General features: G+C 64.5%; 26 protein-coding genes, 1 tRNA gene and 1 riboswitch. Of the genes, 12 read left to right on the top strand and 15 right to left on the bottom strand.

The annotated features are described in order from the left end of the window. Positions 1-33 precede the first annotated feature (33 nt). From OE747_RS20815 to OE747_RS20805, 3 genes are all read right to left on the bottom strand, one after another. Positions 34-804 (bottom strand): hypothetical protein, encoded by a 771-nt coding sequence (locus OE747_RS20815; RefSeq protein WP_263830391.1) that lies wholly within the window; start codon positions 802-804, stop codon positions 34-36. Beyond that, positions 794-1,570, bottom strand: a complete 777-nt coding sequence (locus OE747_RS20810) for a hypothetical protein (RefSeq protein ID WP_263830390.1) — start codon at positions 1,568-1,570, stop codon at positions 794-796. The genes OE747_RS20815 and OE747_RS20810 overlap by 11 nt, the downstream gene beginning before the upstream one ends. A gap of 144 nt (positions 1,571-1,714) precedes the next feature. Beyond that, positions 1,715-1,790: transfer RNA gene (locus OE747_RS20805), tRNA-Lys, on the bottom strand. A 218-nt stretch (positions 1,791-2,008) separates the two neighbouring features. Between OE747_RS20805 and dapF the strand changes: the two genes are divergently transcribed. The 3 genes from dapF to OE747_RS20790 are packed head-to-tail and all read left to right on the top strand — an operon-like array spanning position 2,009 to position 4,643. After that, entirely contained in the window at positions 2,009-2,842 is an 834-nt protein-coding gene (dapF, locus tag OE747_RS20800; protein WP_263830389.1) for a diaminopimelate epimerase, read from the top strand. Continuing rightward, positions 2,839-4,095: a tRNA (N(6)-L-threonylcarbamoyladenosine(37)-C(2))-methylthiotransferase MtaB gene (mtaB, locus tag OE747_RS20795; RefSeq protein ID WP_263830388.1), complete on the top strand. Its 1,257-nt coding sequence runs from the start codon at positions 2,839-2,841 to the stop codon at positions 4,093-4,095. Before dapF ends, mtaB begins: the two co-directional genes overlap by 4 nt. 8 nt (positions 4,096-4,103) lie before the next feature. Beyond that, entirely contained in the window at positions 4,104-4,643 is a 540-nt protein-coding gene (locus tag OE747_RS20790) for a chloramphenicol phosphotransferase CPT family protein (protein WP_263830387.1), read from the top strand. A gap of 35 nt (positions 4,644-4,678) precedes the next feature. Here OE747_RS20790 and OE747_RS20785 read toward each other — a convergent pair whose 3' ends face one another. From OE747_RS20785 to OE747_RS20755, 7 genes are all read right to left on the bottom strand, one after another. Next, on the bottom strand, positions 4,679-5,200 hold the full coding sequence (locus OE747_RS20785; protein WP_263830386.1) for a helix-turn-helix transcriptional regulator: 522 nt from the start codon (positions 5,198-5,200) through the stop codon (positions 4,679-4,681). Beyond that, the gene (locus OE747_RS20780) at positions 5,197-5,763 is read right to left on the bottom strand and encodes a cytochrome b/b6 domain-containing protein (protein WP_263830385.1); all 567 of its coding nucleotides are present in this window, start codon (positions 5,761-5,763) and stop codon (positions 5,197-5,199) included. The genes OE747_RS20785 and OE747_RS20780 overlap by 4 nt, the downstream gene beginning before the upstream one ends. Before the next feature lie 6 nt (positions 5,764-5,769). Further along, a complete protein-coding gene (locus OE747_RS20775) occupies positions 5,770-6,024 on the bottom strand; it encodes a PepSY domain-containing protein (RefSeq protein ID WP_263830384.1) in 255 nt (84 codons plus the stop codon). Positions 6,025-6,244: 220 nt separating this feature from the next. Continuing rightward, the gene (locus OE747_RS20770) at positions 6,245-7,036 is read right to left on the bottom strand and encodes a cytochrome c1 (RefSeq protein ID WP_263830383.1); all 792 of its coding nucleotides are present in this window, start codon (positions 7,034-7,036) and stop codon (positions 6,245-6,247) included. Positions 7,037-7,054: 18 nt separating this feature from the next. After that, the gene (gene petB / locus OE747_RS20765; RefSeq protein WP_263830382.1) at positions 7,055-8,383 is read right to left on the bottom strand and encodes a cytochrome b; all 1,329 of its coding nucleotides are present in this window, start codon (positions 8,381-8,383) and stop codon (positions 7,055-7,057) included. A 12-nt stretch (positions 8,384-8,395) separates the two neighbouring features. Beyond that, complete coding sequence (gene petA / locus OE747_RS20760; RefSeq protein WP_263830381.1) at positions 8,396-8,956, bottom strand: ubiquinol-cytochrome c reductase iron-sulfur subunit; 561 nt, start codon at positions 8,954-8,956, stop codon at positions 8,396-8,398. A gap of 200 nt (positions 8,957-9,156) precedes the next feature. After that, positions 9,157-9,768, bottom strand: a complete 612-nt coding sequence (locus OE747_RS20755; protein ID WP_263830393.1) for a glutathione S-transferase — start codon at positions 9,766-9,768, stop codon at positions 9,157-9,159. Positions 9,769-9,938: 170 nt separating this feature from the next. On the opposite strand from OE747_RS20755, the gene OE747_RS20750 reads away from it, so the two are divergent. Continuing rightward, positions 9,939-10,829 carry an alpha/beta fold hydrolase gene (locus tag OE747_RS20750; protein WP_263830380.1) on the top strand — a complete coding sequence of 297 codons (891 nt, stop codon included), beginning with the start codon at positions 9,939-9,941 and terminating at the stop codon, positions 10,827-10,829. On the opposite strand, the gene OE747_RS20745 is transcribed toward OE747_RS20750, so the two are convergent. Beyond that, positions 10,826-11,443, bottom strand: a complete 618-nt coding sequence (locus tag OE747_RS20745) for an FMN-binding negative transcriptional regulator (protein ID WP_263830379.1) — start codon at positions 11,441-11,443, stop codon at positions 10,826-10,828. The two genes, OE747_RS20750 and OE747_RS20745, sit on opposite strands and share 4 nt — an antisense overlap. A 61-nt stretch (positions 11,444-11,504) precedes the next feature. Continuing rightward, positions 11,505-11,705, top strand: a riboswitch (FMN riboswitch). A gap of 77 nt (positions 11,706-11,782) precedes the next feature. Between OE747_RS20745 and OE747_RS20740 the strand changes: the two genes are divergently transcribed. From OE747_RS20740 to OE747_RS20725, 4 genes are all read left to right on the top strand, one after another. Next, positions 11,783-12,223 carry a 6,7-dimethyl-8-ribityllumazine synthase gene (locus tag OE747_RS20740; RefSeq protein ID WP_263830378.1) on the top strand — a complete coding sequence of 147 codons (441 nt, stop codon included), beginning with the start codon at positions 11,783-11,785 and terminating at the stop codon, positions 12,221-12,223. 144 nt (positions 12,224-12,367) lie between these two features. Beyond that, positions 12,368-13,468, top strand: a complete 1,101-nt coding sequence (gene aroC / locus OE747_RS20735) for a chorismate synthase (RefSeq protein WP_263830377.1) — start codon at positions 12,368-12,370, stop codon at positions 13,466-13,468. Then, complete coding sequence (locus OE747_RS20730; protein ID WP_263830376.1) at positions 13,452-14,114, top strand: HD domain-containing protein; 663 nt, start codon at positions 13,452-13,454, stop codon at positions 14,112-14,114. The genes aroC and OE747_RS20730 overlap by 17 nt, the downstream gene beginning before the upstream one ends. Then, entirely contained in the window at positions 14,111-15,052 is a 942-nt protein-coding gene (locus OE747_RS20725; protein ID WP_263830375.1) for an AEC family transporter, read from the top strand. Before OE747_RS20730 ends, OE747_RS20725 begins: the two co-directional genes overlap by 4 nt. Here OE747_RS20725 and OE747_RS20720 read toward each other — a convergent pair whose 3' ends face one another. Next, entirely contained in the window at positions 15,053-16,384 is a 1,332-nt protein-coding gene (locus tag OE747_RS20720) for a CoA transferase (protein ID WP_263830374.1), read from the bottom strand. A gap of 101 nt (positions 16,385-16,485) precedes the next feature. On the opposite strand from OE747_RS20720, the gene OE747_RS20715 reads away from it, so the two are divergent. Genes OE747_RS20715 through OE747_RS20705 form a run of 3 tightly spaced genes read left to right on the top strand, consistent with a single transcriptional unit; the run spans position 16,486 to position 18,949 of the window. After that, entirely contained in the window at positions 16,486-17,421 is a 936-nt protein-coding gene (locus tag OE747_RS20715; protein ID WP_263830373.1) for a DMT family transporter, read from the top strand. 56 nt (positions 17,422-17,477) lie between these two features. Further along, positions 17,478-18,077 (top strand): cob(I)yrinic acid a,c-diamide adenosyltransferase, encoded by a 600-nt coding sequence (gene cobO, locus OE747_RS20710; RefSeq protein ID WP_263830372.1) that lies wholly within the window; start codon positions 17,478-17,480, stop codon positions 18,075-18,077. A 5-nt stretch (positions 18,078-18,082) separates the two neighbouring features. After that, positions 18,083-18,949, top strand: coding sequence for a DMT family transporter (locus OE747_RS20705; protein ID WP_263830371.1), 867 nt, complete (start codon positions 18,083-18,085; stop codon positions 18,947-18,949). 82 nt (positions 18,950-19,031) lie between these two features. Here OE747_RS20705 and OE747_RS20700 read toward each other — a convergent pair whose 3' ends face one another. The 3 genes from OE747_RS20700 to OE747_RS20690 form a co-directional block, all read right to left on the bottom strand. After that, on the bottom strand, positions 19,032-20,600 hold the full coding sequence (locus tag OE747_RS20700; RefSeq protein WP_263830370.1) for an alkaline phosphatase D family protein: 1,569 nt from the start codon (positions 20,598-20,600) through the stop codon (positions 19,032-19,034). A gap of 172 nt (positions 20,601-20,772) precedes the next feature. After that, positions 20,773-21,138 (bottom strand): hypothetical protein, encoded by a 366-nt coding sequence (locus tag OE747_RS20695; protein WP_263830369.1) that lies wholly within the window; start codon positions 21,136-21,138, stop codon positions 20,773-20,775. A 112-nt stretch (positions 21,139-21,250) separates the two neighbouring features. Next, complete coding sequence (locus OE747_RS20690; RefSeq protein ID WP_263830368.1) at positions 21,251-22,231, bottom strand: AraC family transcriptional regulator; 981 nt, start codon at positions 22,229-22,231, stop codon at positions 21,251-21,253. Positions 22,232-22,367: 136 nt separating this feature from the next. Between OE747_RS20690 and OE747_RS20685 the strand changes: the two genes are divergently transcribed. Then, a complete protein-coding gene (locus OE747_RS20685; RefSeq protein WP_263830367.1) occupies positions 22,368-22,892 on the top strand; it encodes a DUF4142 domain-containing protein in 525 nt (174 codons plus the stop codon). The last annotated feature ends 37 nt before the right edge of the window (positions 22,893-22,929 follow it).

Below are 22,929 nucleotides of genomic sequence, written 5' to 3'. Positions count from 1 at the left end.
AAGTGGCCGGTTTTTACACCGCCCGCAGCAGGCCTATCCCGCCGCTACCGTGGCAGACTTTTGCACCGCCGTTCTCACAAATCCAAATGCAGTGACAGCGCCAAGGATGGCGAACAAAAAAGATCTGCTTCTGTGGCTTCCCTCTTTGACACCACCGACCATTTGCATCCGCACCGGGACATGCCGGAACAAGTCGGGATTCAGCTTCGCGCGCAGCGCAGCTAGCAAGTCCTTTTGAACGCGCTCAATCTTGGTCGACGATGCATGGCTCACCAACGCAACGCTAAAACCCTGGCGCACGGTTTCCTCTAGAGCCCCGGCATACGAATCCAAGCCACCCGAAAACATTAGGATACGGTCTGCGGACCAAGCCGACTCCTCACCGAACTTAAAGAACCGGTTCCGCTCTGCGTCCGAATGCTGCCTCACACCGAATGTGAATGTGAACGTGTCACCGCTCAGGAACGCCAGAAGCTCTTCCAACGCCGCTGAGACATCAGATTGTTCCCAGAACGCCAAGTCTCGAACGGCCATCTCGATATGGAACCGGCGGTGCCATTTCGCACCCATATTCTGCAGCGCAAGCCCGCCCCTGCTCACTGATGAATCAACGGCATAGACAAGGGCGGCAAGTTCCAGCAGGTCCAATGTGCGATCGGGCAGACCGGCGACCATCCGCTGCGTCAGCTGCGAGATCTTCAATGAGATGGCGCGCTCTTCACCATCCAAATCAAACCGCAGGACCTCATCCCCACCGCTGCGGGTCACAGGTGGCAGACAGCGGACCTTGTATTCAGGCGGCACGGCGACGCCCCAGTTCCCTCCGCATCTTCGTGAAGGCGAACCGAGTGAAGTTGTTTATCGCGTCCTGGTCAAGCGACTGCTCCTTCCAAACGGTCTTACCATACCACCCGCCCGCAAACTCTTGGACGATGCGCGACGCTTCAAATGCGTGTTGTCTGAGCGCCTGCTGGAACGCAACTCTCTCGGCATCTGACGCAAATCGCTTCCCAGCGCCAGTATGGTTTGCCAGTTCCCTGCTGAGGTAATAGTCGAGCGATCGATATGTCAGACGCGCAAAGAAATCTCGCGCAAGGACTGCAAAGCCCTGACCACTGGAAAATCCTGCTAATGCGCGACGGACTTCTGCTGGCGTTGGTTCAAAGAGCGAGGGCAAACGGCCGTTAAGCTGGACAGACAAGGTCTCCAACAACGCGGCCTTTGCAATATCCCCAGCATCAGACGCACGGCCAAGTTCATACGCCTGAGCATCTATCACAGAGTTTAGCCCTGCAAGCAGGCCCGTGACGGATGTCAGGTTCTCCTCACTCAGGCCAAGGCCTGTGACAAATTCCAAGAAGGATGGAGAGCGTGCTTGTAACGGAAGGGTTACAAGAAGATTCGAGACATGTTGAAAAATCGGATCGTCGGACGCCCGCTTCAGATCCCTCTCTGAGGCGTCTGCCGCCGCTTGTGCGATCTGCTCTAGCGGGGCGTCTGAGTTGAGAAGGGCAACGACGTCACGCCACTTTTTGGACTGCGGTAACGTCCCCAGCCGAATGTGGCCCATGCTCTCCTCCTCGTTTTACCCAAGGCTGAGGCACAGCAGAAAAAATGGCAACGAAATTCGGAACTCTGCAGCGTGTACGCTTACCCTGCGCTTACCCATCAAAGGCGATAGACGTGGCAAAGCCTCGTAAGTGTTTGAAAACAGTGGTGAGCCGTACAGGATTCGAACCTGTGACCCACTGATTAAAAGTCAGTTGCTCTACCAACTGAGCTAACGGCCCACTCTTTTGTTCGATCTTTCGATCCGTGGCGCTCTCTAAGCCGATTCACCAAAGGGGTTCAAGAGCTTATTTGCGCCTCGTGTCGCTTTCGTTTCCGGCGTATCCGGCGACCCGATAGGCGGCCTAATTAGGCAGGTGGCAGAGGGGGGTCAACCCCTTTTTTCCGGAATCTTTCCAGCGGGCTGGAATATTTTTCGGCCCGGCGCTATATGGCCGCCATGACGCAGCAGCAGAACACCGGTTTGACCTTCATGAAGATGCATGGGCTGGGCAACGACTTTGTCGTTGTCGATGCGCGCACGCATCCGGTCGCGGTGTCGCCGGCGATGGCCCAGGGTATCGCGCATCGCCATTTCGGCGTTGGGTTCGACCAGTTGGCGCTGATCGAACCGGGCAGCGGCGACGCGCATCTGGTGTTTCTGAACGCCGACGGCTCGACCTCGGCCGCCTGCGGCAATGCCACCCGCTGTATCGCGCGCTACCTGATGGACGAGACCGGCAAGACCGAGTTGCACCTGACAACCGATCGGGGCGATCTTTATGCGCGCGATGCGGGCAACGGGCTGACCTCGGTCAACATGGGCGCGCCGCAACTTCTGTGGCACGAGATCCCGCTGGCCGAAGAGATGGATACGCTGGAACTGCCCATCGAGGGCGGCCCGACCGCGACCGGCATGGGCAATCCGCACTGTACGTTCTTCGTCGCCGATGCCGAAGCGATCCATTTGGCCGAGTTCGGCGCCCGTTACGAGCATCACCCGCTCTACCCGCAGCGCACCAATGTGCAGGTGGCCCAGGTGATCGGCCCCGACCGTATCCGCATGCGGGTCTGGGAGCGTGGCGTCGGCATCACCCTGGCCTCCGGCTCCTCCTCCTGCGCCACCGCCGTGGCCGCCGCCCGCCGGGGCCTCACGGGCCGCAAGGTGCAGATCGACCTCGACGGCGGCACGCTCTGGATCGACTGGCGCGAGGACGGGGTCTGGATGACCGGCCCCACCATGCATGTCTTCAGCGCCACGCTGACGCCCGAATTCCTGGCCAGCCTGGGATGAGCGCGCCAAAGTTCACCACGCTCGGCTGTCGTCTCAACGCCTATGAGACCGAAGCGATGAAGGAACTGTCGGCCCAGGCGGGGCTCGACAATGCCGTCATCGTCAACACCTGCGCCGTCACCGCCGAGGCCGTGCGCAAGGCGCGTCAGGAGATCCGCCGCCTGCGCCGCGAGAACCCCACCGCACGCCTGATCGTCACCGGCTGCGCCGCCCAGACCGAACCCGAAACCTTCGCCGCCATGGCCGAGGTCGACGCGGTGATCGGCAATACCGAAAAGATGCGGCCCGAGACCTGGAAGAGCATGGCTGCCGATTTCATCGGCGAGACCGAGGCGGTGCAGGTCGACGACATCATGAGCGTGACCGAAACCGCCGGTCACCTGATCGACGGCTTCGGCACTCGGTCCCGCGCCTATGTTCAGGTGCAGAACGGATGCGATCACCGCTGCACCTTCTGCATCATCCCCTATGGCCGCGGCAACTCGCGCAGCGTTCCGGCGGGCGTGGTGGTGGACCAGATCAAGCGGCTGGTGGATCGCGGCTACAACGAGGTGGTGCTCACCGGGGTCGACCTCACCTCTTGGGGCGCCGACCTGCCCGCAAGCCCTAAACTGGGCGATCTGGTGATGCGCATCCTGCGGCTGGTGCCCGACCTGCCGCGCCTCAGGATCAGCTCGATCGACTCGATCGAGGTGGACGAGAACCTGATGCAGGCCATCGCCACCGAACCGCGCCTGATGCCACATCTGCATCTCAGCCTGCAACATGGTGACGACCTGATCCTGAAACGGATGAAGCGCCGCCACCTGCGCGATGACGCCATCCGCTTTGCCGAAGAGGCCCGGCGCCTGCGCCCCGAGATGACCTTCGGCGCCGATATCATCGCCGGTTTCCCGACCGAGACCGAGGCGCATTTCGAAAACTCGCTCCGGCTCGTCGACGACTGTCACCTGACCTGGTTGCATGTCTTCCCCTATTCCCGGCGCGAGGGCACGCCCGCCGCCAAAATCCCCAGCCAGGTGAACGGCAAGACCATCAAGGACCGCTCCGCCCGCCTGCGCGCCGCAGGCGACAGGCGCGTGGCGCTGCACTTGACCCAACAGGTCGGGCGCAACCACCGCATCCTGATGGAAAGCCCACACATGGGCCGCACCGAACAATTCACCGAAGTGCATTTCGACACACCCCAGCCCGAAGGCCAGATCGTCACTGCCACGATTACCGGCACCTCGGGCAGCCAGCTTCTGGCCTGAACCACCCCATGGCGACCATCCTGTTCCTGCATGGCCCGTCCAGCAGCGGCAAGTCGACGATCGCCGCCGCGATCCGGTCCGCATCAGACCGGCCGTGGCTGCATCTCTCCATTGATCACCTGCGCGACAGCGGCGCCTGGACACCTGCCGCCTACAAGGCCTGGTCCACCGCGCGCCCAGGTTTCTTTGACGGGTTCCACCGCGCCGTCGCAGGCTTCGCCGATGCCGGAAACGATCTGATCCTCGAACATATTCTCGACACGCCCGGCTGGCATCCAACCTTGCAACATCTGCTGGCCGCCCATACGCTCCTGTTCATCGGCGTCCATGTCCCACTGCAAGCCCTGACCCGGCGAGAGCATCGGCGCGGCGACCGCCCCGCTGGCAGCGCCGCCCGCGACCATGCACATGTCCACGGCGGTCTGAGCTATGATCTGGAGCTCGACGGCACCGCCGCCCCACAGGCCAATGCAGCCAAGGTGCTTGCGACCCTCACCACGCCGCCAACACCCTCGCGCTTCTTTCTGGTCGAAAATACTCCGGGGTGAATTGCCCGCAGGGCAAGAGGGGCAGCGCCCCTCCCTTATTCCGGATCCGCCAGCAGCTCTTCCATGAACAGGCTCAGGAACTGGGTCCGCCCATCGACCCCCGCCTTGGCATAGATCGCCGCCGATTGCGCCCGCACCGTGCCCGCCGCTCGGCCCCGAACCGTAGCGATGCTGTCATTATCCAGCCCCTTGAGGATCATCAGCGCCACCTCACGCTCGGCGGGTGTCAGACCCCAATCGGCAAAGAATCCCTCGATCACCTCGGCCATCTCGCCACGGGCCGCGCGCAGGGTGGAGGTGACGCGCTCTATCCGCATCAGCAACTGGCGCAACTCGTACATCAGCACGCCAAGCCCGATGCACAGAACCAGCGCCACGCCCCCCTCCAGCCACAGATGTGCGCCTTCGTCGGCAACTCCGGCCCGCAGATCGGCCAGCACATCACCGATAAAGAACAGGGCGCACAGGCCCTGCAACACGATCATCCAGGCCAGGATCGCGGCCCGGCGCTCATCCGCACCGCCGGGCCGCATCAGGGGACGGAGCCATGCGGTCATCCGTCCAGCCGTTCCGCTTGTATCCGCTTGCGCCCGGTCACCATCGCGCGGGCCAGCGGCACGCCGGTGCGCCATTGGTCGAACAGCACACCGCCCACATGCAGTGCCACCGAGACCATCAGCCAGCCAAAGGCCGCCTCATGCACCTCCTCGACCCAGTCGACGCCAAAAAACGTGACCGTGCCCATCATGATGCCCGTGGCGCTCAGCGCCAGCAGTGTCAGCCACAGGTTATAGACCATCAGTGCCCCCAGGGGATTATGCGACAGGTGAACCCTGCGCTCGCCCCGCAGCATCGCCCGCAGGTGCCCCAGCGCAGCCGAAGGATTGGGCGGAAAGGCGGTGAAGCGCGCCGGTTTCGGCCCAACGATACACCACAAGAGCCGCAGCACAACCAGCGCCAGCACGCCATAGCCGATCTGCTCGTGCAGCGCGCCATCGGGATCGGTCAGCGCGCTGTTGACCAGCACGCCCAGCGCCACCCCCCAATGCGTCAGCCGCACCAATGGGTCCCAGACGCGGATCTCGCGGGCGCCGTCGCGCCCGCCCGGTGTCCCGGCCATCCGTCATCACTCCATCTCGATCTTGCTGACCTTGCCGGTCTTGGGATCGACATAGACCTCGGCCATCTTGCCGTCCTTGACCACATAGGCCTCGATCTTGCCGTCCTCGTCCTCGATCTTGCGAACGTCATAGCCCAGGTCTTTCAGGCTGATGCGGATCTCGTCCGGGGTGCTGCCCAGCTGGGTGTCGGTGGTCAGATCAAAGGCCAGAACCGGACTGGCGGCCAGGGCGAGCGCGGCGATCAGGGCAAAGTGTTTCATGGGACATCTCCTGAGATTGGGACAGGCGGACCATCCGCCGTCTGCCCCGAAACTGGCCATGCTCCGGCATTCACACCATCGAACAGGGGCTTATTTTTCTGAAATAAGCGCCTGCTGATGGGTCGAACGGTCGCCGTGATGGCAATCACGTCCCAAAAGGCCAAAAGAAAACCCCGCACCAGGCGGTGCGGGGTTTCCGAAACCAAAGTGCAAGAGAGGCTTAGTGCTTCTTGCCCTTGTGCGGCGCCCACAGACGCTTGTTGGTCAGGTACAGCATGCTGGCCAGGATGGTCAGAAAGATCACGCCGACCAGACCGGCCTGCTTGCGGGCCATCATCTTGGGCTCTGCGGCCCACATCAGAAAGGCCGACACGTCAGCCGCCATGTGGTGCAGGTCATTGGCATGACCATCGGCAAACTCGACCTGCTCGTCGCTCAGCGGCGGCGCCATCGAGATCCAGCCACCCGGAAACGCGGTGTTCTCGTACAGGATCGAACCTGCCTCTTCCTTTTCCTCGCCGGTATAGCCGGTCAGCAGCGAGGCGATGTATTCCGCGCCGCCGATGCCCTTGAACAGCTGGTTGATGCCCAGACCGTAGGGGCCGTGGAAGCCCGCGCGCGCCTTGGCCATCATGCTGAGGTCAGGGGCGCCAGCGGCGGTGTTGGCCGGGAAATGATCGGTCGGGATCGCCGGGCGATCGTCTTCCAGCTCCGGGTCATAGACGGTGAAGGTTTCGGATGCATAGGCGCGGACCTGATCGTCGGTCCAGCCGATGCCACCCTCGTCGCCCAGCGTGCGCAGCGGCACGTATTTCAGGCCATGGCAGGCCGCACAGACCTCGGTATAGACCTGAAGGCCGCGTTGCAGCTGGTTCTGGTCATAGGTGCCGAACGGGCCTTCGAACGAGAACTGGAAATCCTCGATATGCTGCTCGCCGCCGCCTGCCGCAAAAGATGCGACAGGAGCAAGCGCCAGGGCAAAAGCGGCACCGATTGCTAGTTTCTTGAACATGAGTTCCGGTCCCTCTTCTTACTCGGCCGGAGTGGCGTCAGACGCCGTGCCGTAGTGCGCGTTGAAGTCTTCCTCGATCGTGGCCGGCTGCGGCAGCGGCTTCTCGATCACGCCCAGGATGGGCAGGATCACGAAGAAGTAGCCGAACCAGTAGGCCGAAGCGATCAGCGAGAAGGATGCATAGGGCTCTTCCGCCGGCATCGCGCCCAGCCACATCAGGGCAAAGAAGTCGATGATCAGCAGGTAGAACCACCATTTGAACATCGGACGGTACTTGCCCGAACGGACCGACGAGGTGTCGAGCCAGGGCGCCAGCGCCATGGCCAGGATCGCGCCGAACATCGCCAGCACGCCAAAGAACTTGGCGTCGATGATACCGCCGGTCACGAAGCTGGCGATCTGCACCACCCAGACTTCGGAGGTAAAGGCACGCAGGATCGCGTAGAACGGCAGGAAGTACCATTCCGGCACGATATGCGCGGGCGTCACCAGCGGGTTGGCCTCGATATAGTTGTCGGGGTGGCCCAGGTAGTTCGGCATAAAGCCGACGATCGCCCAGAAGACCACCAGCACGATGGCCAGGCCCACCAGGTCCTTGATCACGAAGTAGGGCCAGAACGGCAGCGTGTCCTTCTCGGCCTCGGCTTTCGAGCCACGACGCACCTCAACACCCGTGGGGTTGTTGTTGCCGGTGGTGTGGAAGGCCCAGATATGCACGACGACCAGCGCCGCGATGACGAAGGGCAGCAGATAGTGCAGCGAGAAAAAGCGGTTCAGCGTGGCATTGTCCACGGCGGGCCCGCCCAGCAGCCAGGTCTGGATCGCCTCGCCCACAAAGGGGATCGCGCCAAACAGGCCGGTGATCACGGTTGCGCCCCAGAACGACATCTGTCCCCACGGCAGCACGTACCCCATGAAGGCGGTGCCCATCATGCAGAGATAGATCAGCATGCCGACGATCCAGGTGATCTCGCGCGGCGCCTTGTACGAGCCGTAGAACAGGCCGCGGAAGATGTGGATATAGACCGCGACAAAGAACAGCGAGGCACCGTTTGCGTGCAGATACCGCAGCATATAGCCGCCGTTCACGTTGCGCATGATGTGTTCGACGCTGGCGAATGCCATGTCGACATGCGGCGTGTAATGCATCACCAGAATGATCCCGGTGACGATTTGCAGCGCCAGGCAGAAGGCCAGGACGATGCCCCAGATCCACCACCAGTTCAGGTTCTTCGGGGTGGGGATCATGATGGTGTCATAGATCAGGCCGACGATGGGCAGGCGGCTGTGCAGCCACTTCTCGGCGCCCGTCTTCGGTTCGTAATGGTCGTGCGGAATACCGGCCATGAGCGCGCTTCCTTATCCCAGCTTGATGGTGTTTTCGTCGACGAACTCTGCAACCGGAATGTGCAGGTTCTCGGGCGCGGGACCTTTGCGGATCCGGCCAGAGGTATCGTAGTGCGAGCCGTGGCAGGGGCAGAACCAGCCGTGGAAATCGCCGGCGCCATCGCCCAGCGGCACACAGCCCAGGTGGGTGCAGACACCCATCATCACCAGCCATTCGCCGCTTTCATCCAGCGAACGGTTTTCGTCGCTGGCATCGGCGCCCGGCTTGTTGGGGTTCTCTGCGCTCTGGTCGATCAACTCGCCCAGCTCGACGGCCCGCGCCTCGCTGATCTCTTCCTCGGTGCGGCGGCGGATGAACACCGGCTTGCCCAGGAACTTCACGCTGATCTGGGTGCCCACTTCGACGCCGCTCACATCCACGCGAATCGACGACAGAGCCTGCACGTCGGCCGAGGGGTTCATTTGGTTGACCAGGGGCCAAACGGCGGCTCCCGTGGCTACGGCACCTGCGCCAGCCGTGGCGTAGTAGAGGAAATCTCTGCGGGTGCCTTCGTGATCTTCTGCGTGGGACACGAGGTTTTCTCCGATTCCAGCGCCCGGGTCCGGGCAAACATGCATGTACACCGCACGGAAATGCGGTGTCTCAGGGCGGGTATCTATCCGGGAGAAATCGGTTCGTCCAGCGGTCATAGGCGCGCAGGACGCCGCAGTTTGCCTTTCATGTCGCGGCAGAGCCACACAATTTCAAGCTCGACCCGGATAATTTACCCGCCTCAGGCCGCAGGCGGGCGCGTCTCGACCATCGAGGGACGCGATTCGAATTCGGCAAACCACGCCGCCAGAGCCGGGTTCCCGGTGCGCCAGCCGCGCGCGTCATGCCGGAAATCGACATAGGCCAGAGCGCAGGCCACCGCGATCTGCCCCATGTCCACCGGCCCCGCCAGATGCGCCATCCAGCGGCTCTCCAGCGCGGCGCAGGCGCGGGCGATCTTGTTCCACTGCCCTTCGGTCCAGTCGTCCCAGCGCTTGTCCTCGGGCCGCAGCCGCCCTTCATAGGTCATCAACAGCGCCGCGTCGGTGATACCGTCGCCCAGCGCCTCCAGCGTCATCGTGTTCCAGCGCCCGTCGCCCTCGGGATACAGCCCGCCCTTGTAGCGCGCATCGAGGTAAGCGGTGATCACCCGGCTGTCGAACAGGGTCGGCCCCTCGGGCCGTTCCAGCGCCGGCACCTTGGTCAGCGGGTTCTTGGCCAACAGCGCCACGGCAGGGACCAGCGGCGTGCCGCTTGCGCTTTCAAGTTCGACGTCGCCCAGCTTGCCGACCTCGTGCAGCAGAACCATGACCTTGCGCACATAGGGCGAGGTTGCGCTGTAATAGAGTTTCATCATGCCGCATTCTCCTGACTTCGGGGGTCGCGGCCCGCAAGGGCCGTTGCTCCGCCAAGTGGTATCCGGCCCGCCCGCCAAATCAACCCCCGAACATGACCTGACGTCGTGTTTGAGCATGCCGCACCCGCGCCGCTAGGCTGGCCGCACCCTCTGCAACCGGTATCCAGATGGACGCTCCCTCCCTCCCCGACCGCAAGTCCTGCCCGATTGGGGACATCACCCTGTCCTATGTCGAGCGGCGCCCTGAGCTGCGCGGCCGGGGCAAGACCCTGTTCCTGTCGCACGCCACCGGCTTTCACGCCCGTGTCTGGGACCCGGTGATCGCCCGCCTGCCGCCCGTGCATTCGATCTGCGTCGACCTGCGCGGCCACGGGCACAGTTCCGGCGGCCCCTTCGATCACTGGCAGATCATCGGCCAGGACCTCACCGCCCTGTTCGATGCGCTCGACTTGCGCAACCTTGTCGCGATCGGCCATTCCATCAGCGGCCACGCCCTGACCCAGGCCACGTCGCTCAGCCCCGACAGGGTAACCGCGCTGGTATTGATCGACCCGGTGATCATGGACCCGGCCTTTTACGAAACCGGCGCCCGGATCATGCGCGCCGCGGGCCCACACCCCGCCGCCCAACGCAAGCGCACCTTCACCGGCCCGGCCGAGATGTTCGCCCGCTTCCGCGACCGCAGCCCCTATGCGCTCTTCACGCCCGAAGCGCTGCACGCCTATTGCGATCACGCCCTGCGCCCCGATGGCCAGGGCGGGCTGACGCTCGCCTGCGCGCCGGAGACCGAGGCCGCGACTTATGCCGCCGCCTTCTCCAACCCGGGCATCTTCGACCATGTGGCACGGGTCACCTGCCCGGTGCGCGTGCTGCGCTCGGACCCGTTCGACCTGAAAACGATGCACGATTTCACCCGTTCGCCCACCTGGCCCGGGCTGGCGGCGGCCTTTGCCCATGGTACCGACAGCCACCGCCCCGACCTGACGCATTTCATGCCGATGCAGGACCCCGATTTCGTCGCCGCCGAAATCGCCCGCGCCGCCGGGCTGTCGGCCTAGGACACCGCCCGCATCAACGCCGCCAGCGCCGCGACCTCGGACCCGACCCCGGCGTCCTCCATCGCCTCTGCCGCGTCCATCCGCGCGGCATCAGGTTTGTTCTGGCCCAGTTTCCAGGTTCCCTGCACATCTTCGACATGCAACCGGCAGGGCACGATCATACGCATCATCCGCACCAACCCCTCAGGCTGCATCTTGTCCGCAACCCAGGGCAGCTTGGGCGCTAGCCGCGCCTCGAACTCGGCCGAGAGCCGGTCGAGCAGCCCGCGCATTTCCTCCTGTGGCCGCAGCTCCAGTCGTCCGACCAGATGCACCGCGACATAGTTCCAGGTCGGCACCTGCTCTTCGACCCCGTACCAGTCGGGCGAGACATAGCTGTCCGGCCCGCTGACCGCCAACCGCGCCGCAACCGGCTCTGCCAGCAGCCGCACGATCGGATTCGACCGCACCAGATGCAGCTCCGCCACGTCCCCGTCAGGATTCAGCAGAAATGGCACATGGCTGATCAGTGGCGCCCCCTTGGCGGCCACCGCCAGCACGCCAAAGCCGCGCGCCCGGGCAAACTCCAGATTGCGCGCGGTGCTCTCGCCACGAAACGCCGGGTTGGGATGCATTGCGGTTCTCCTCTCTTGTCGATTCCGTCTTGCAGCGGCATGCGCGCCTTGGCAAGTTCTCCCTCGTTCTCAGGGCGGGGCGAAATTCCCCACCGGCGGTATGCGGGCCAGCCCCGCGAGCCCGCGAGCGGCTTTTCCCGCGTCCACGATCCGAAGAGTGGGAACCGGTTTTCGGACAAATCGTGGAGCCAGCAGAAGAGTGTCAGCAGATCTGGTGAGAGGCCAGAGCCGACGGTCACAGTCCGGATGAAAGAGAACGCACGGCCAGGCCACGCCCCCCGCGTGCGCCCATCCGTTCGTGATCGCCTTGGGTGACGTGTCTAACCAATGGAGATCATGATGACACACACCCGCTATGCCTTCATCAAGGCCAACTGGCATGCCGATATCGTCAACCGCGCGCTCGACGGTTTTCTCGACCTCATCCCGGCGGAACAGGTCGACATCTACGACGTGCCCGGCGCGTTCGAGATGCCGCTGCTCGCCCGCGACCTTGCACAGACCGGCCGCTATGCCGCCGTGGCCTGCGCCGCCTTCGTGGTCGATGGCGGCATCTACCGGCACGATTTCGTGGCCCAGGCGGTGGTCGACGGGTTGATGCGCGCGGGGCTCGACAGTGGCGTTCCGGTCCTGTCTGTCTCGCTGACCCCGCACCAGTATCAGGAAACCGCGCATCACAACGCCATATTCGCCGCCCATTTCGTCGAAAAAGGGCGCGAGGTCGCCCGCGCCGCGCTCCAGATCGCCGCGACCCGGGCAAGACTGGCGCAAGCGGCCTGATCCTTCATTTCGCTCAAAATACTCCGGGGGGAGTCTCCGCATCGCGGAGACGGGGGGCAGCGCCCCCTCCTCCCTTTCCACCCCGCAAACCCCTTGAGGCCCGGGGCACAGCCCGCTAAGCACATCGCGCAAAGGAGCACGCCCATGTCGATGAACAGTTTTGGCCATCTCTTCCGCGTCACCACCTGGGGTGAAAGCCACGGACCCGCGCTTGGCGCCACGGTCGACGGCTGCCCGCCCGGCGTGCCGATCGACGAGGCGATGATCCAGCACTGGCTCGACCGCCGCAAACCCGGTCAGAACAAATACACCACCCAGCGCCGCGAAGCCGACGAGGTCAAGATCCTCTCGGGCGTGTTCGAGGGCCAGACCACCGGCACCCCGGTGCAGCTGATGATCGAGAATACCGACCAACGGTCCAAGGACTACGGCGACATCAAGGACAAGTTCCGCCCCGGCCATGCCGACATCACCTATTTCCAGAAATACGGAATACGCGACTATCGCGGTGGCGGCCGCAGCTCGGCCCGTGAAACCGCCGCGCGGGTGGCCGCCGGTGGCCTCGCGCGCGAGGCCATCCGCGCCCTGGCCCCCAATGTCCAGATCACCGGCTACATGGTGCAGATGGGTCCGCACCGCATCGACCGCGCCCGCTTCGACTGGGCACAGATCGAACAGAACCCGTTCTGGGTACCCGACGCCCAGGCCGCCGCTGACTGGGCCGACTATCTCGACGGGCTGCGCAAGTCCGGCAGCTCGGTCGGCGCGGTGATCGAGGTTGTGGCGCGCGGCGTGCCCGCGGGCCTCGGCGCGCCGGTCTATGGCAAGCTCGACACCGATCTGGCCGCCGCGATGATGTCGATCAACGCCGTCAAGGGCGTCGAGATCGGCGAGGGCATGGCTGCCGCCGAACTGACCGGCGAGGCCAATGCCGACGAGATCTTCATGGGCCAGAACGGGCCGCAATACAGCTCGAACCACGCGGGCGGCATTCTGGGCGGCATCTCCACCGGGCAGGATATCGTGGTCCGTTTTGCGGTCAAACCCACCTCCTCGATCCTGACCACCCGCAAGACCATCACCAAATCGGGCGAAGAGACCGAGATCATCACCAAGGGCCGCCACGATCCCTGCGTCGGCATCCGCGCCGTGCCGGTGGGCGAGGCGATGATGGCCTGCGTGATCCTCGATCACCTGCTGCTGCACCGGGGCCAGATCGGGGCCAATCGTGGCCATATCGGCTGACCTGCACCAGGCGCTGCGCGGCATCGTCGCCCAGCGCATGGCGACCGACCCGGCGCATGATCTCGCCCATCTGGACCGGGTCTGGGTCAATGTGCAGGCCATCGCCGGACCCGAAGCGGACATGACCGTTCTTCTCGCCGCGAGCTACCTGCACGATCTGGTGAACCTGCCCAAGAACGCGCCCGACCGCCACACCGCCTCGCGTCGCTCGGCCGAGGAGGCCGCGCCGATCCTGCGCGACCTGGGCTTTGACGAGGCACAGATCGCGGCCACCGGCCACGCCATCGCCGCGCACAGCTTCTCCGCCGGGATCCCGCCAGAGACTGACGAGGCGCGCATATTGCGCGATGGCGACCGGCTCGATGCGCTGGGTGCCATCGGCATCGCGCGCAACTTCTCGGTCTCCGGCTCGCTGGGCCGGGCGCTTTATGACCCCGCCGATCCCTTCTGCGAACACCGCGCACCCGACGATGCGCTCTATTCGCTCGACCACTGGCGGGTAAAGCTGCTGTCCCTGCCGCAAGGCATGCTCACCATCAAGGGCCGCGCCCTGGCCCAGGCCCGCATCGCGCTGATGCTGCGCTTTCTCGACGATTTCGCGGCCGAGATCGGCACGCCGCTGCCTGCCGAATGGACCACGGCATGAGTCAGATCCTGACCATCACCTTTCCGATCTACGGCGCACTTGCCATCGGGTTTCTGGTGGTCCGGCAAGGCTGGTTCAGCACCGCAGACATGCGGGTGCTGGGCCGCTATGTGATGGACATCGCCATGCCCGCGCTCCTCTTCAACGCGGTGGCCAGCCGCAACGTGGCCGAGGTGTTCCACCCCGGCTACATGCTGGCCTTTGCCGCCGCCGGGCTTGGCACCGTGGCACTCAGCTACCTGTGGTTCACCTTGTCGGGCACCGAGGCCACCCGCCGCGCGGTGGCAGTGATGGGCAGTTCCTGTCCCAATTCCGGCTTTGTCGGCTATCCGGTGATGCTGCTCACCTTTCCCGATCTGGCGGGCGTGATCCTGGCGATGAACATGCTGGTCGAAAACGTGCTGATCATCCCCGCCTGCCTGATCCTGATGGACATGGCGCGCGGGCGCGCGCAGGGCGGCATCGGCCAGCGGATCGCCGGCATCCTCTGGGGCGTGCTGAAACGCCCGATGGTGATCGGCCTGCTCCTGGGTCTCGTGGTCAGCCTCGCAGGCGTACCGATGCCGCAGGCCGTGACCCGGCTGATGCAGATGCTGGCCGCCTCCGCCTCGGCGCTGGCGCTGGTGGTGATCGGCGGCTCGCTGGCGGGCCTCGGCTGGCGCGGCAGCCGCTGGCATGCGGTGCAGATCTCGGCGCTGAAACTGCTGCTGCACCCGGCGCTGGCCCTGCTGGCGGTGATGCTGGTCGTCGCCATCGGTCTGCCGATGGATGCCGACATGCGCACCGCGCTGATCCTGTCGGCGGCGATGCCGATGTTCGGCATCTACGCCGTTCTGGCACAGGAACTGGGGCACGAGGGCATGGCCTCGATCGCCCTGCTCACGGCAACCACGCTGGCCTTCTTCACCCTCTCGGGCCTCCTCTGGTGGCTGACCTGATCAGCGCCACGCCGCAGGCGACGATCCCAGCTCACAAGCCGCGCTGTCCCAGCGCATTGGCGCCCCCTCGACGCTCAGCGCCGGTTTCAGCCGTCGCGCCGGTCCCCAAGGGGTCTGCTCGTCCCAATCCGACAGGTCATCGGGGGTAGAGCCGGTAATCGCCGGGCCATCCTCACCCTTCTCCAGGCCACAAAGCAGCTCCGCCGTGCGCGCCAGCGACAACCGGGCCGAGGACACGCCCTCTCCCCGCGCCGCCCGCGCCAGCGCCGACAGGACCGAAGCCGCCATCAGATACCCCGTCGCATGGTCCAGCGCCTGCACCGGCAGCGGATGCGGCTTCTCCGCTCCGGCCCAGCCCATGCCAGCCTCGGCAATGCCGCAACTCATCTGCACCAGCGAATCGAACCCGCGCCGTCCGGCCCATGGCCCGGTCCAGCCATAGGCGCAGAGGCTCACCTCGATCAGGTTCGGCGCCAGCTCCAAACGCCGCTCGCGGGAAACCATCGCATCCAGCGCGCCGGGACGATAACCATGCACCAGCACATCCGCCCCCGCCAGCAGCGCCTCGAACCGGGCCCGGTCAGCGGCCTGTTTCAAATCCAGATGGGCACAGGTCTTGCCCAGCGTCACATCAGGCACCACCCCCGGTTCCGACCAGCTTGGCGGGTCGATGCGCAGCACCTCGGCCCCGTACCCGGCCAGCGTTCGCGTCGCCATCGGCCCCGCCAGCACCCGCGTCAGGTCAAGCACCCTCAGCCCCGCCAGCGGCCGCGCCCGTGTACCGCCGAAATCGCGCAAGGCACCGGTGCGCGTGGCCCAATGCACCAGCGGCTCCGCCGCCACCGCCGCCCCCTGCGGATGCGCCAGCCAGGCGTCGCGGCTGCGCATCGCCGCCGCCGCCCCGCCCGCGCCCACAACCGCTGCCTCCAGCGCGTCGATCTGCCAGCCGCGCAGCGCCTCGGCCACCTCCGACCGTTCCGCCGCACAGCCCAGCACTGACAAAGCCGCATCCCGGTGATGCGGCGCATTGGTGTGCAGCCTGATCCAGCCATCCGCCGCCGCATAATCCCCCGCAATGGGGTCCCAGGCACCGGGCATCTGCCAGCCCTGCGGATGGATCGACCAGGAATACCATAGCGAGGCCAGCCGCCGGTCCACCGTCACCGCCGGACGCGGCCCCAGACCCGTGGCCTCGATCACCTCGCCCAGCGCCGCGCCCACCGCGCCAAAGCAGCGGGTTGCCAGATCGGTCACCGCGAACCGGGATCGCCACGCGCCCACGCCCTGAACATCAAACACCTGCGGTCCAAACGCGGCTGATAACTGATCCATACCCTGTGCTCCCACTTACTTTCTGCACCTGCACAATGACTGTTACCGATAGCAGAAATCAAGCGATTGATCTTTGCCCCCCAAAGGCGCAGGGTCGCGCCATGGCAAACCCCTTAACATCGCATCGACCGGTCCTGGCCATCACGTTGAAACTCAGCGCGCTGGTGCTGTTCACCGTGATGTCGGCGATGATCAAGGCGCTGTCAGCCGATTTCCCGCCGGGCGAAATGGTGTTCTTCCGCTCGCTCTTCGCGATCCCCGTCATCCTGGTTTACCTGATCGCACGGGGCCAGTTGCGGCAGGGTCTGATCGTCAAGAAACCCATGGGCCATTTCTGGCGCGGCCTCCTGGGCACCAGCGCCATGGGGCTGACCTTTACCGGCCTCGGCCTGCTTCCCCTGCCCGAGGTGACGGCCATCGGCTATGCCACCCCGATCTTTACCCTGATTCTCGCGGCACTGATGCTGGGCGAAACCATCCGCCTGGTGCGCATCGGCGCGGTCGCTTTGGGCCTTTTGGGCGTGATCGTCATGCTCTGGCCGCGTCTGGGCACCGGCGCCTCGCTGGATCAGGCGGCCACCATTGGCGCGCTCTGCGTGCTGGGCGCGACCGTGGCGCGCGCCTTTGTCCAGATCCATATCCGGCAACTGGTGCAGGTCGATCACGCCGCCGCCATCGTCTTCTACTTCTCGCTCACCGCGACGCTCCTTTCGGCGCTGACGGCGTTTTTCGGCTGGACCATGCCGACCCCGGAACAGGCCGCGATCCTGATCCTGACCGGGCTGATCGGCGGGGTGGCGCAGATCCTCGTCACCTCCTCCTACCGCTTTGGCCAGGCCTCGATGCTGGCGCCCTATGACTATGCCTCGATGCTGTTCGCCATCATCATCGGCTATGTCTGGTTCGACGAATTGCCGACCCTGGTGATGCTGGTGGGCGCCCTGCTGGTGATCGCGGGCAACGTGGTGGTGATCTGGCGCGAGCGTCAACTGGGCCTCGACAATGTGAAGACGCGCCCGCTCAATCCCAAGGCGTGACCTTTACCTTTCCGCGCCACGCCCTAGGGTAGCGCGCAACCGGGAAAGGAACACAGATGACCGACGCGCAGGACCACAAGGAAAAAATGAAGGCCGTACAGGCCGAACACCGCAAGAAAGTCTCCGAGGCGGTCGACCCCGGGCGCGGGCTGGTGCTGATCAACACCGGCAAGGGCAAGGGCAAATCCTCGGCCGCTTTCGGCGTGGTGATCCGGGCGCTGGGCTGGGGGCAAAAGGTGGCCGTGGTCCAGTTCATCAAGGGCAAGTGGAAGACCGGCGAGCGGCGTTTCTTCGAGGAACATAACCTGGTGACCTGGCACACGATGGGCGAGGGCTTCACCTGGGACACCCAGGATCGCGACCGCGACATCGCCGCCGCCACCGCCGCCTTTGGCAAGGCGCGCGAACTGATGGAAAGCGGTGACTATGACCTCGTGGTGCTGGACGAGATCAATATCGCGCTGCGCTACGAATACCTCTCGGTCGATACGGTGCTGGACGGTCTCAAGGCGCGCTCGGGCCGGACCAGCGTGTTCCTGACGGGGCGCGACGCGCCGCAGGCGCTGCGCGACTATGCCGATCTGGTGACCGAAATGACGGTCGAAAAGCACCCGTTCGAGGCCGGGATCAAGGCGCAGCGCGGCGTGGATTTCTGACGCCCATGAGCCGGCAGGCCGAAAACCTCAGCGGCAGCCTCTACATGGTGGCCGCCATGGGCGCCTTCGCGCTCGAGGATATGTTCGTCAAATCCGCCACCGCGGTCCTGCCGGTCGGACAGGTGCTGATCCTCTTCGGGCTGGGCGGCATGGGCATCTTTGCCCTTCTGGCCCGCTTGCGGGGTGAGGCCGCGCTTGTCCGGCCCGACCGGACGCTCGCGATCCGCTCGGGCTTCGAGGTGATGGGCCGCATCTGCTATACGCTGGCGTTGGCGCTGACCCCGCTCACCAGCACATCCGCCATCCTTCAGGCGACACCGCTGGTGGTGGCGATGGGGGCGGCGCTGTTTCTGGGGGAAACGGTGGGCTGGCGGCGATGGGTCGCCATCCTGATCGGGCTGGCGGGCGTGCTGTTGATCCTGCGCCCCGGGATGCAGGGCTTTGTCCCCGCCTCGATCTTTGCCGTCCTCGGCATGATCGGCTTTGCCGGGCGCGACCTTGCCACCCGCGCCGCGCGAGCCCGGCTGAGCAACGCGCAACTGGGCGTCTACGGCTTTGGCGCACTGGTGGTCTCGGGTGCGCTGGCGCTCGGCTGGACCGGCGGCGCTGCCTTTCCCGATTGGAGTACGGCGCGGCACCTGGGTGCCGCGATCCTGTTCGGTGTACTGGCATACGAGTGCCTGACCCGCGCGATGCGGCGTGGTGAAATCTCGGTCATCGCGCCGTTCCGCTATACAAGGCTGGTCTTTGCCATGATCCTAGGCATTGTCGTGTTTGGCGAAACGCCAGACGCCGCCACCTGGATTGGCAGCGCCATCATCGTCGCGGGCGGCATCTACACCATTCTGCGCGAAGGCCGCGCCAGACGCTGACTGGCCCCATCGGGGCCAGCCGCAGAATTTCGCAGAAATTCTGTCACCAGAAAATTTTCAATTTTCTGGCCCGTGGCAAACGTCAGAGCGCCGACAGAACCGGGTCGAGCGTGACCGACCACAGCTCGGTATTGCCGCGATCCATCAGGCGAACCTTCATCTGCTGGCTGGCCGCGTCGATATCCACGAGGCCAAAGAACTGCAAACCCATGCTGGGCGGCAGGTTCGCGCCCTGCTCCGGCGTCGGCGCCTTGACGAACTTCACCTCGGGGCCAAAGGTCCGGTCCAGATCGTTGGGGCCGAAGGTTCCGGCATGCAGCGGGCCCGAGACAAACTCCCAGAACGGATCGAAATCCTGGACCTGCGCCCGGTCCGGGCTGTAGTGATGCGCGGCGGTGTAATGCACATCCGCCGTGAACCAGACCGTGTTGCGCACGCCCGCGCTCTTGATGAAGCGCAGCAGGTCGGCAATTTCCAGCTCGCGCCCCTTGGCGGGGCCGTGATCACCGTTCGAAATCGCCTCGGCACCCGCCTTTTCCTTCCAGTTGTCCCAGACGATCAGCCCAATGGGCATGTCGGATGCGATCACCTTCCAGGTCGCGGTCGATGCCGCCAGCTCCCGCTTGATCCAGGCCAGCTGCTCGGCGCCCAGGATACGGCTCTGATCGGTGATTTCCTCCTCCATCGAGGCGCCGTTGGGCCCGCGATAGCTGCGCAGGTCGAGGAAGAACACATCCAGCATCGGCCCGTAGGAGATCTTGCGATAGACCCGGCCCGGCTCGGCGGGCGTGATCCTGAGCGGCGTCATCTCGTGGAACGCCCGCGCCGCGCGGCTTTGCAGCACATGCACCGATTTCTCGGAATAGCGGTCGTCAGCGCTCAGGTCCTTGGCATCCGACCAGTTGTTGACCACCTCATGGTCGTCCCACTGGAAAAACGTCGGGCAAAGCGCGTTCATCGCCTGCACATGTTCGTCCATCAGGTTGTATTTCCACTGACCCCGGAACTCGGCCAGCGTCTCGGCCACCTTGCGCTTCTCCTCGATCAGGGTGGTGTTCTTCCAGATCACCGCGCCGTCCTTTTCGACCTCGTCCTTCATCGGGCCGTCGGCATAGATCGTGTCGCCGGAATGGATGAAAAAATCGGGCCGGTGCCGCGCCATGGTGGCATAGGTGCGCATGCCCTCGTCGTCGATACCCCAGCCCTGACCAGCGGTATCGCCCGACCAGGCGAACCGGATGTCGCGCCGCGCGGTGGGGGCGGTGCGGAACCGGCCTGTGATGGGCTCGGACACGGCGCGGATATCGTCCAGATCGGCGGCGACAAAGCGATAGAATACCTCCTGATCAGCGGGCAGGCCATCAACCAGCCGTTTGACCGCAAAATCGCTCTCAGGGGTGGCGAACATCGGCGACAGGCGGCGCGCGTCGGCAAAGCTCTCGGTGCTCGACACCTCCATCATCACCTTTGCCGGGCGGTCGGCGCGGGTCCAGATCATGCCCGACATCGTATCGACGTCACCGGATTGCACCCCATGGGTAAAGACCGGGCGCGCTGCGGCGCGGCTGATCGAGGGCATGGCCAGCGTCGCGGTGAATGCGGTGCCACCCGCCAGAAAGGCCCGGCGCGAGGGGCGTAGAAGTCGTGTCATGCGAATGCTCTCCTGTCTGGCGGCCGAAACCTCCGGTCCGCGCGATTGATAGGCCGCATGAGAGCCGCCGGTTTGTAAAACCAGCGGCTCAGAATCTTGAACTTCTCACGATGATATTGTGACGGATCGCTGCCGTCACAGGGTAAATGTGAACGGCCGGGCCGTCACCGGCTTACATCGCCGGTTTCGCCTCCGGGGTGCTCAGCGAGATCACGGTCACCACAGCCGCGCCGTTGATCCAGTAGAACAGCGCATCCAGCCCCGCAAAGCCGAACAGGCTGGGCGCCAGCAGGAACACGATGCCGACAGTCAGATCAACGGCCAGGTGAAACTTGTAGGGCAGCACCCGCCAGACACCCAGATGGTGGTCGGTGAGCAGGGTCAGCACAAAGGCGGCGATGCCGGTGATCACCGACAGCCACAGCGCCATCGGGTTCTCGGCGCCCAGGCCCAGGATCACGGGCAGACCCATCAGGGCCAGCGCGACAGGATAGTCAAGATAGGCATGCACGGTGCGTGTCACAAAACGGATAGACATGTTTGGGGTCCTTATCAGGTTGGTTGAACCGCCCACAGGCGGCATGCCCCTGATATGGAGACAGAAGTACGAACGCTGAATGATCCAGAGTTCGAAAATTAAGCCAGATCGTTCAGGATGCAGCCAAAGTCTGCCGTTTCGCACTATCGAACTGCTGCCGATAGGCGGCCGGAGATACCCCGAGCTGCTTGCGGAACACCCGGCTGAACGCCGCTTCCGAGGCATATCCCGCCAGTTCGGCGGCATCGGCCACGCTCAACCGGCTGTCGACCAGACCCTCGCAGGCGATCTGCATCCGCCACGAGGTCAGGTATTGCATCGGCGTCATTCCCATCTTGGCGGCGAAATGCTGGGCAAAGCCGGTGCGCGACTGGCCCGCGATCCGCGCCAGCCCCTCGACCGTCCAATCCTTGGCCGGGTCGCGGTGAAACGCGCTCAGCGCCCGCGACAGGTTGGGGTCGGCAAACCCCGCCAGCGCCGAATCATCCGGGCTCACCGTCTCCAGATGCGCGCGGATCGCCTGGGCAAACAGCGCCTCGGTCATCTTCAGCGCGATCAGGTCGCTGCCCATCCGGTCGCGCCCCGCCTCGGCCGCGATCACCCGCAACGTCGCCTCCAGCCAGACACCCCGCTCCTCGCCATAATCGCGGATCAGGATATAGGGCGGCAGCCGCTCCAACAGGGTATGACCCGGACAGGAGCGGCCATGCATGCCATAGGTCAGATGCCCGCAGATCAGCTGCGTGTCCTGATCGTCCTCGTCGCCGCCATAGACCAGCACCCCCTCGCCGCGATAGCCCGACCGGCTGAGCACCGTATCCAGCGGCAGCGCCGAATCGGGGCGCGAATGCTGACACATCAGCATGTGTTCGGCCCCGTGCGGGATCAGCACCAGATCGCCCTGGGTCAGCCGCAGCGTCTCGTTCGCCGCAGGCACATGCACCATGCATTCGCCGCGATAGGCAAAGTGAAACCGGGCCACGTTCTGATACGAGGGCACATGCACCCCGAACGGCGGCGTGAACGAGGTGCGGAAATACAGCGTCCCCTTCAGGGACAGGCGGGTGAGGATATCGCTAAGCAGGTCCAACATGCCGCCAGAATACACAATTTTCCCAATCCGTCCAGATAGCTGAACGATCTGCAATGTTCTTTACCCTCACGCGCATTCAACACACAGGGAAATCGATTATTTCAGGGTTCACAGAAACCTTGAAAGGAGACAGAACATGAAAACCATTACCCTCGCCGCCACTCTCGCCGTTGGATTCGCGGCGCACACGGCCCAGGCAGCAGACAAGATGAACGACCTCGAAATCGCGCATACCGCCTATACCGCCGGTCAGATCGACATCCGCTATGCGCATCTGGCGCTGGCCGTGTCCGACAATGCCGAGGTCCGCGCCTTCGCCGAAACCATGATCCGCGACCATACCGCGGTGAACGTGGCCGCCGGTGACCTGATCACCAAGCTGAAGGTCACCCCGCAGGACAATGATCTGAGTCGCACGCTGGTCAAGGGTGCCGCCGACAAGCGCGCCGAACTGATGTCGCTCAGCGGCAAGGCCTTTGACTGCGCCTATGCCCAGAACGAACTCGGCTACCATCAGGTGGTCAACCAGACGGTCGAAGGCGTGTTCATCCCGACCGTGACCGTCGAACCGCTCAAGGATCTGCTGTCCGAGGCGCTTGTCACCTTCAAGGTGCACGAAGGTCATGCCGAGCAGATGGTGAACGGCCTGAAATGCGGCTGACCCGCAGACAGGTCTGCTTCGGTGCGGGGGGGGCGAT

The sequence above is a fragment of the Ruegeria aquimaris genome (assembly GCF_025751555.1).
GTDB classification, from domain to species: domain Bacteria; phylum Pseudomonadota; class Alphaproteobacteria; order Rhodobacterales; family Rhodobacteraceae; genus Ruegeria_B; species Ruegeria_B aquimaris.
Note: the sequence above shows the minus strand (reverse complement) of the source record. Positions and strands in the feature narration are given on the sequence as shown.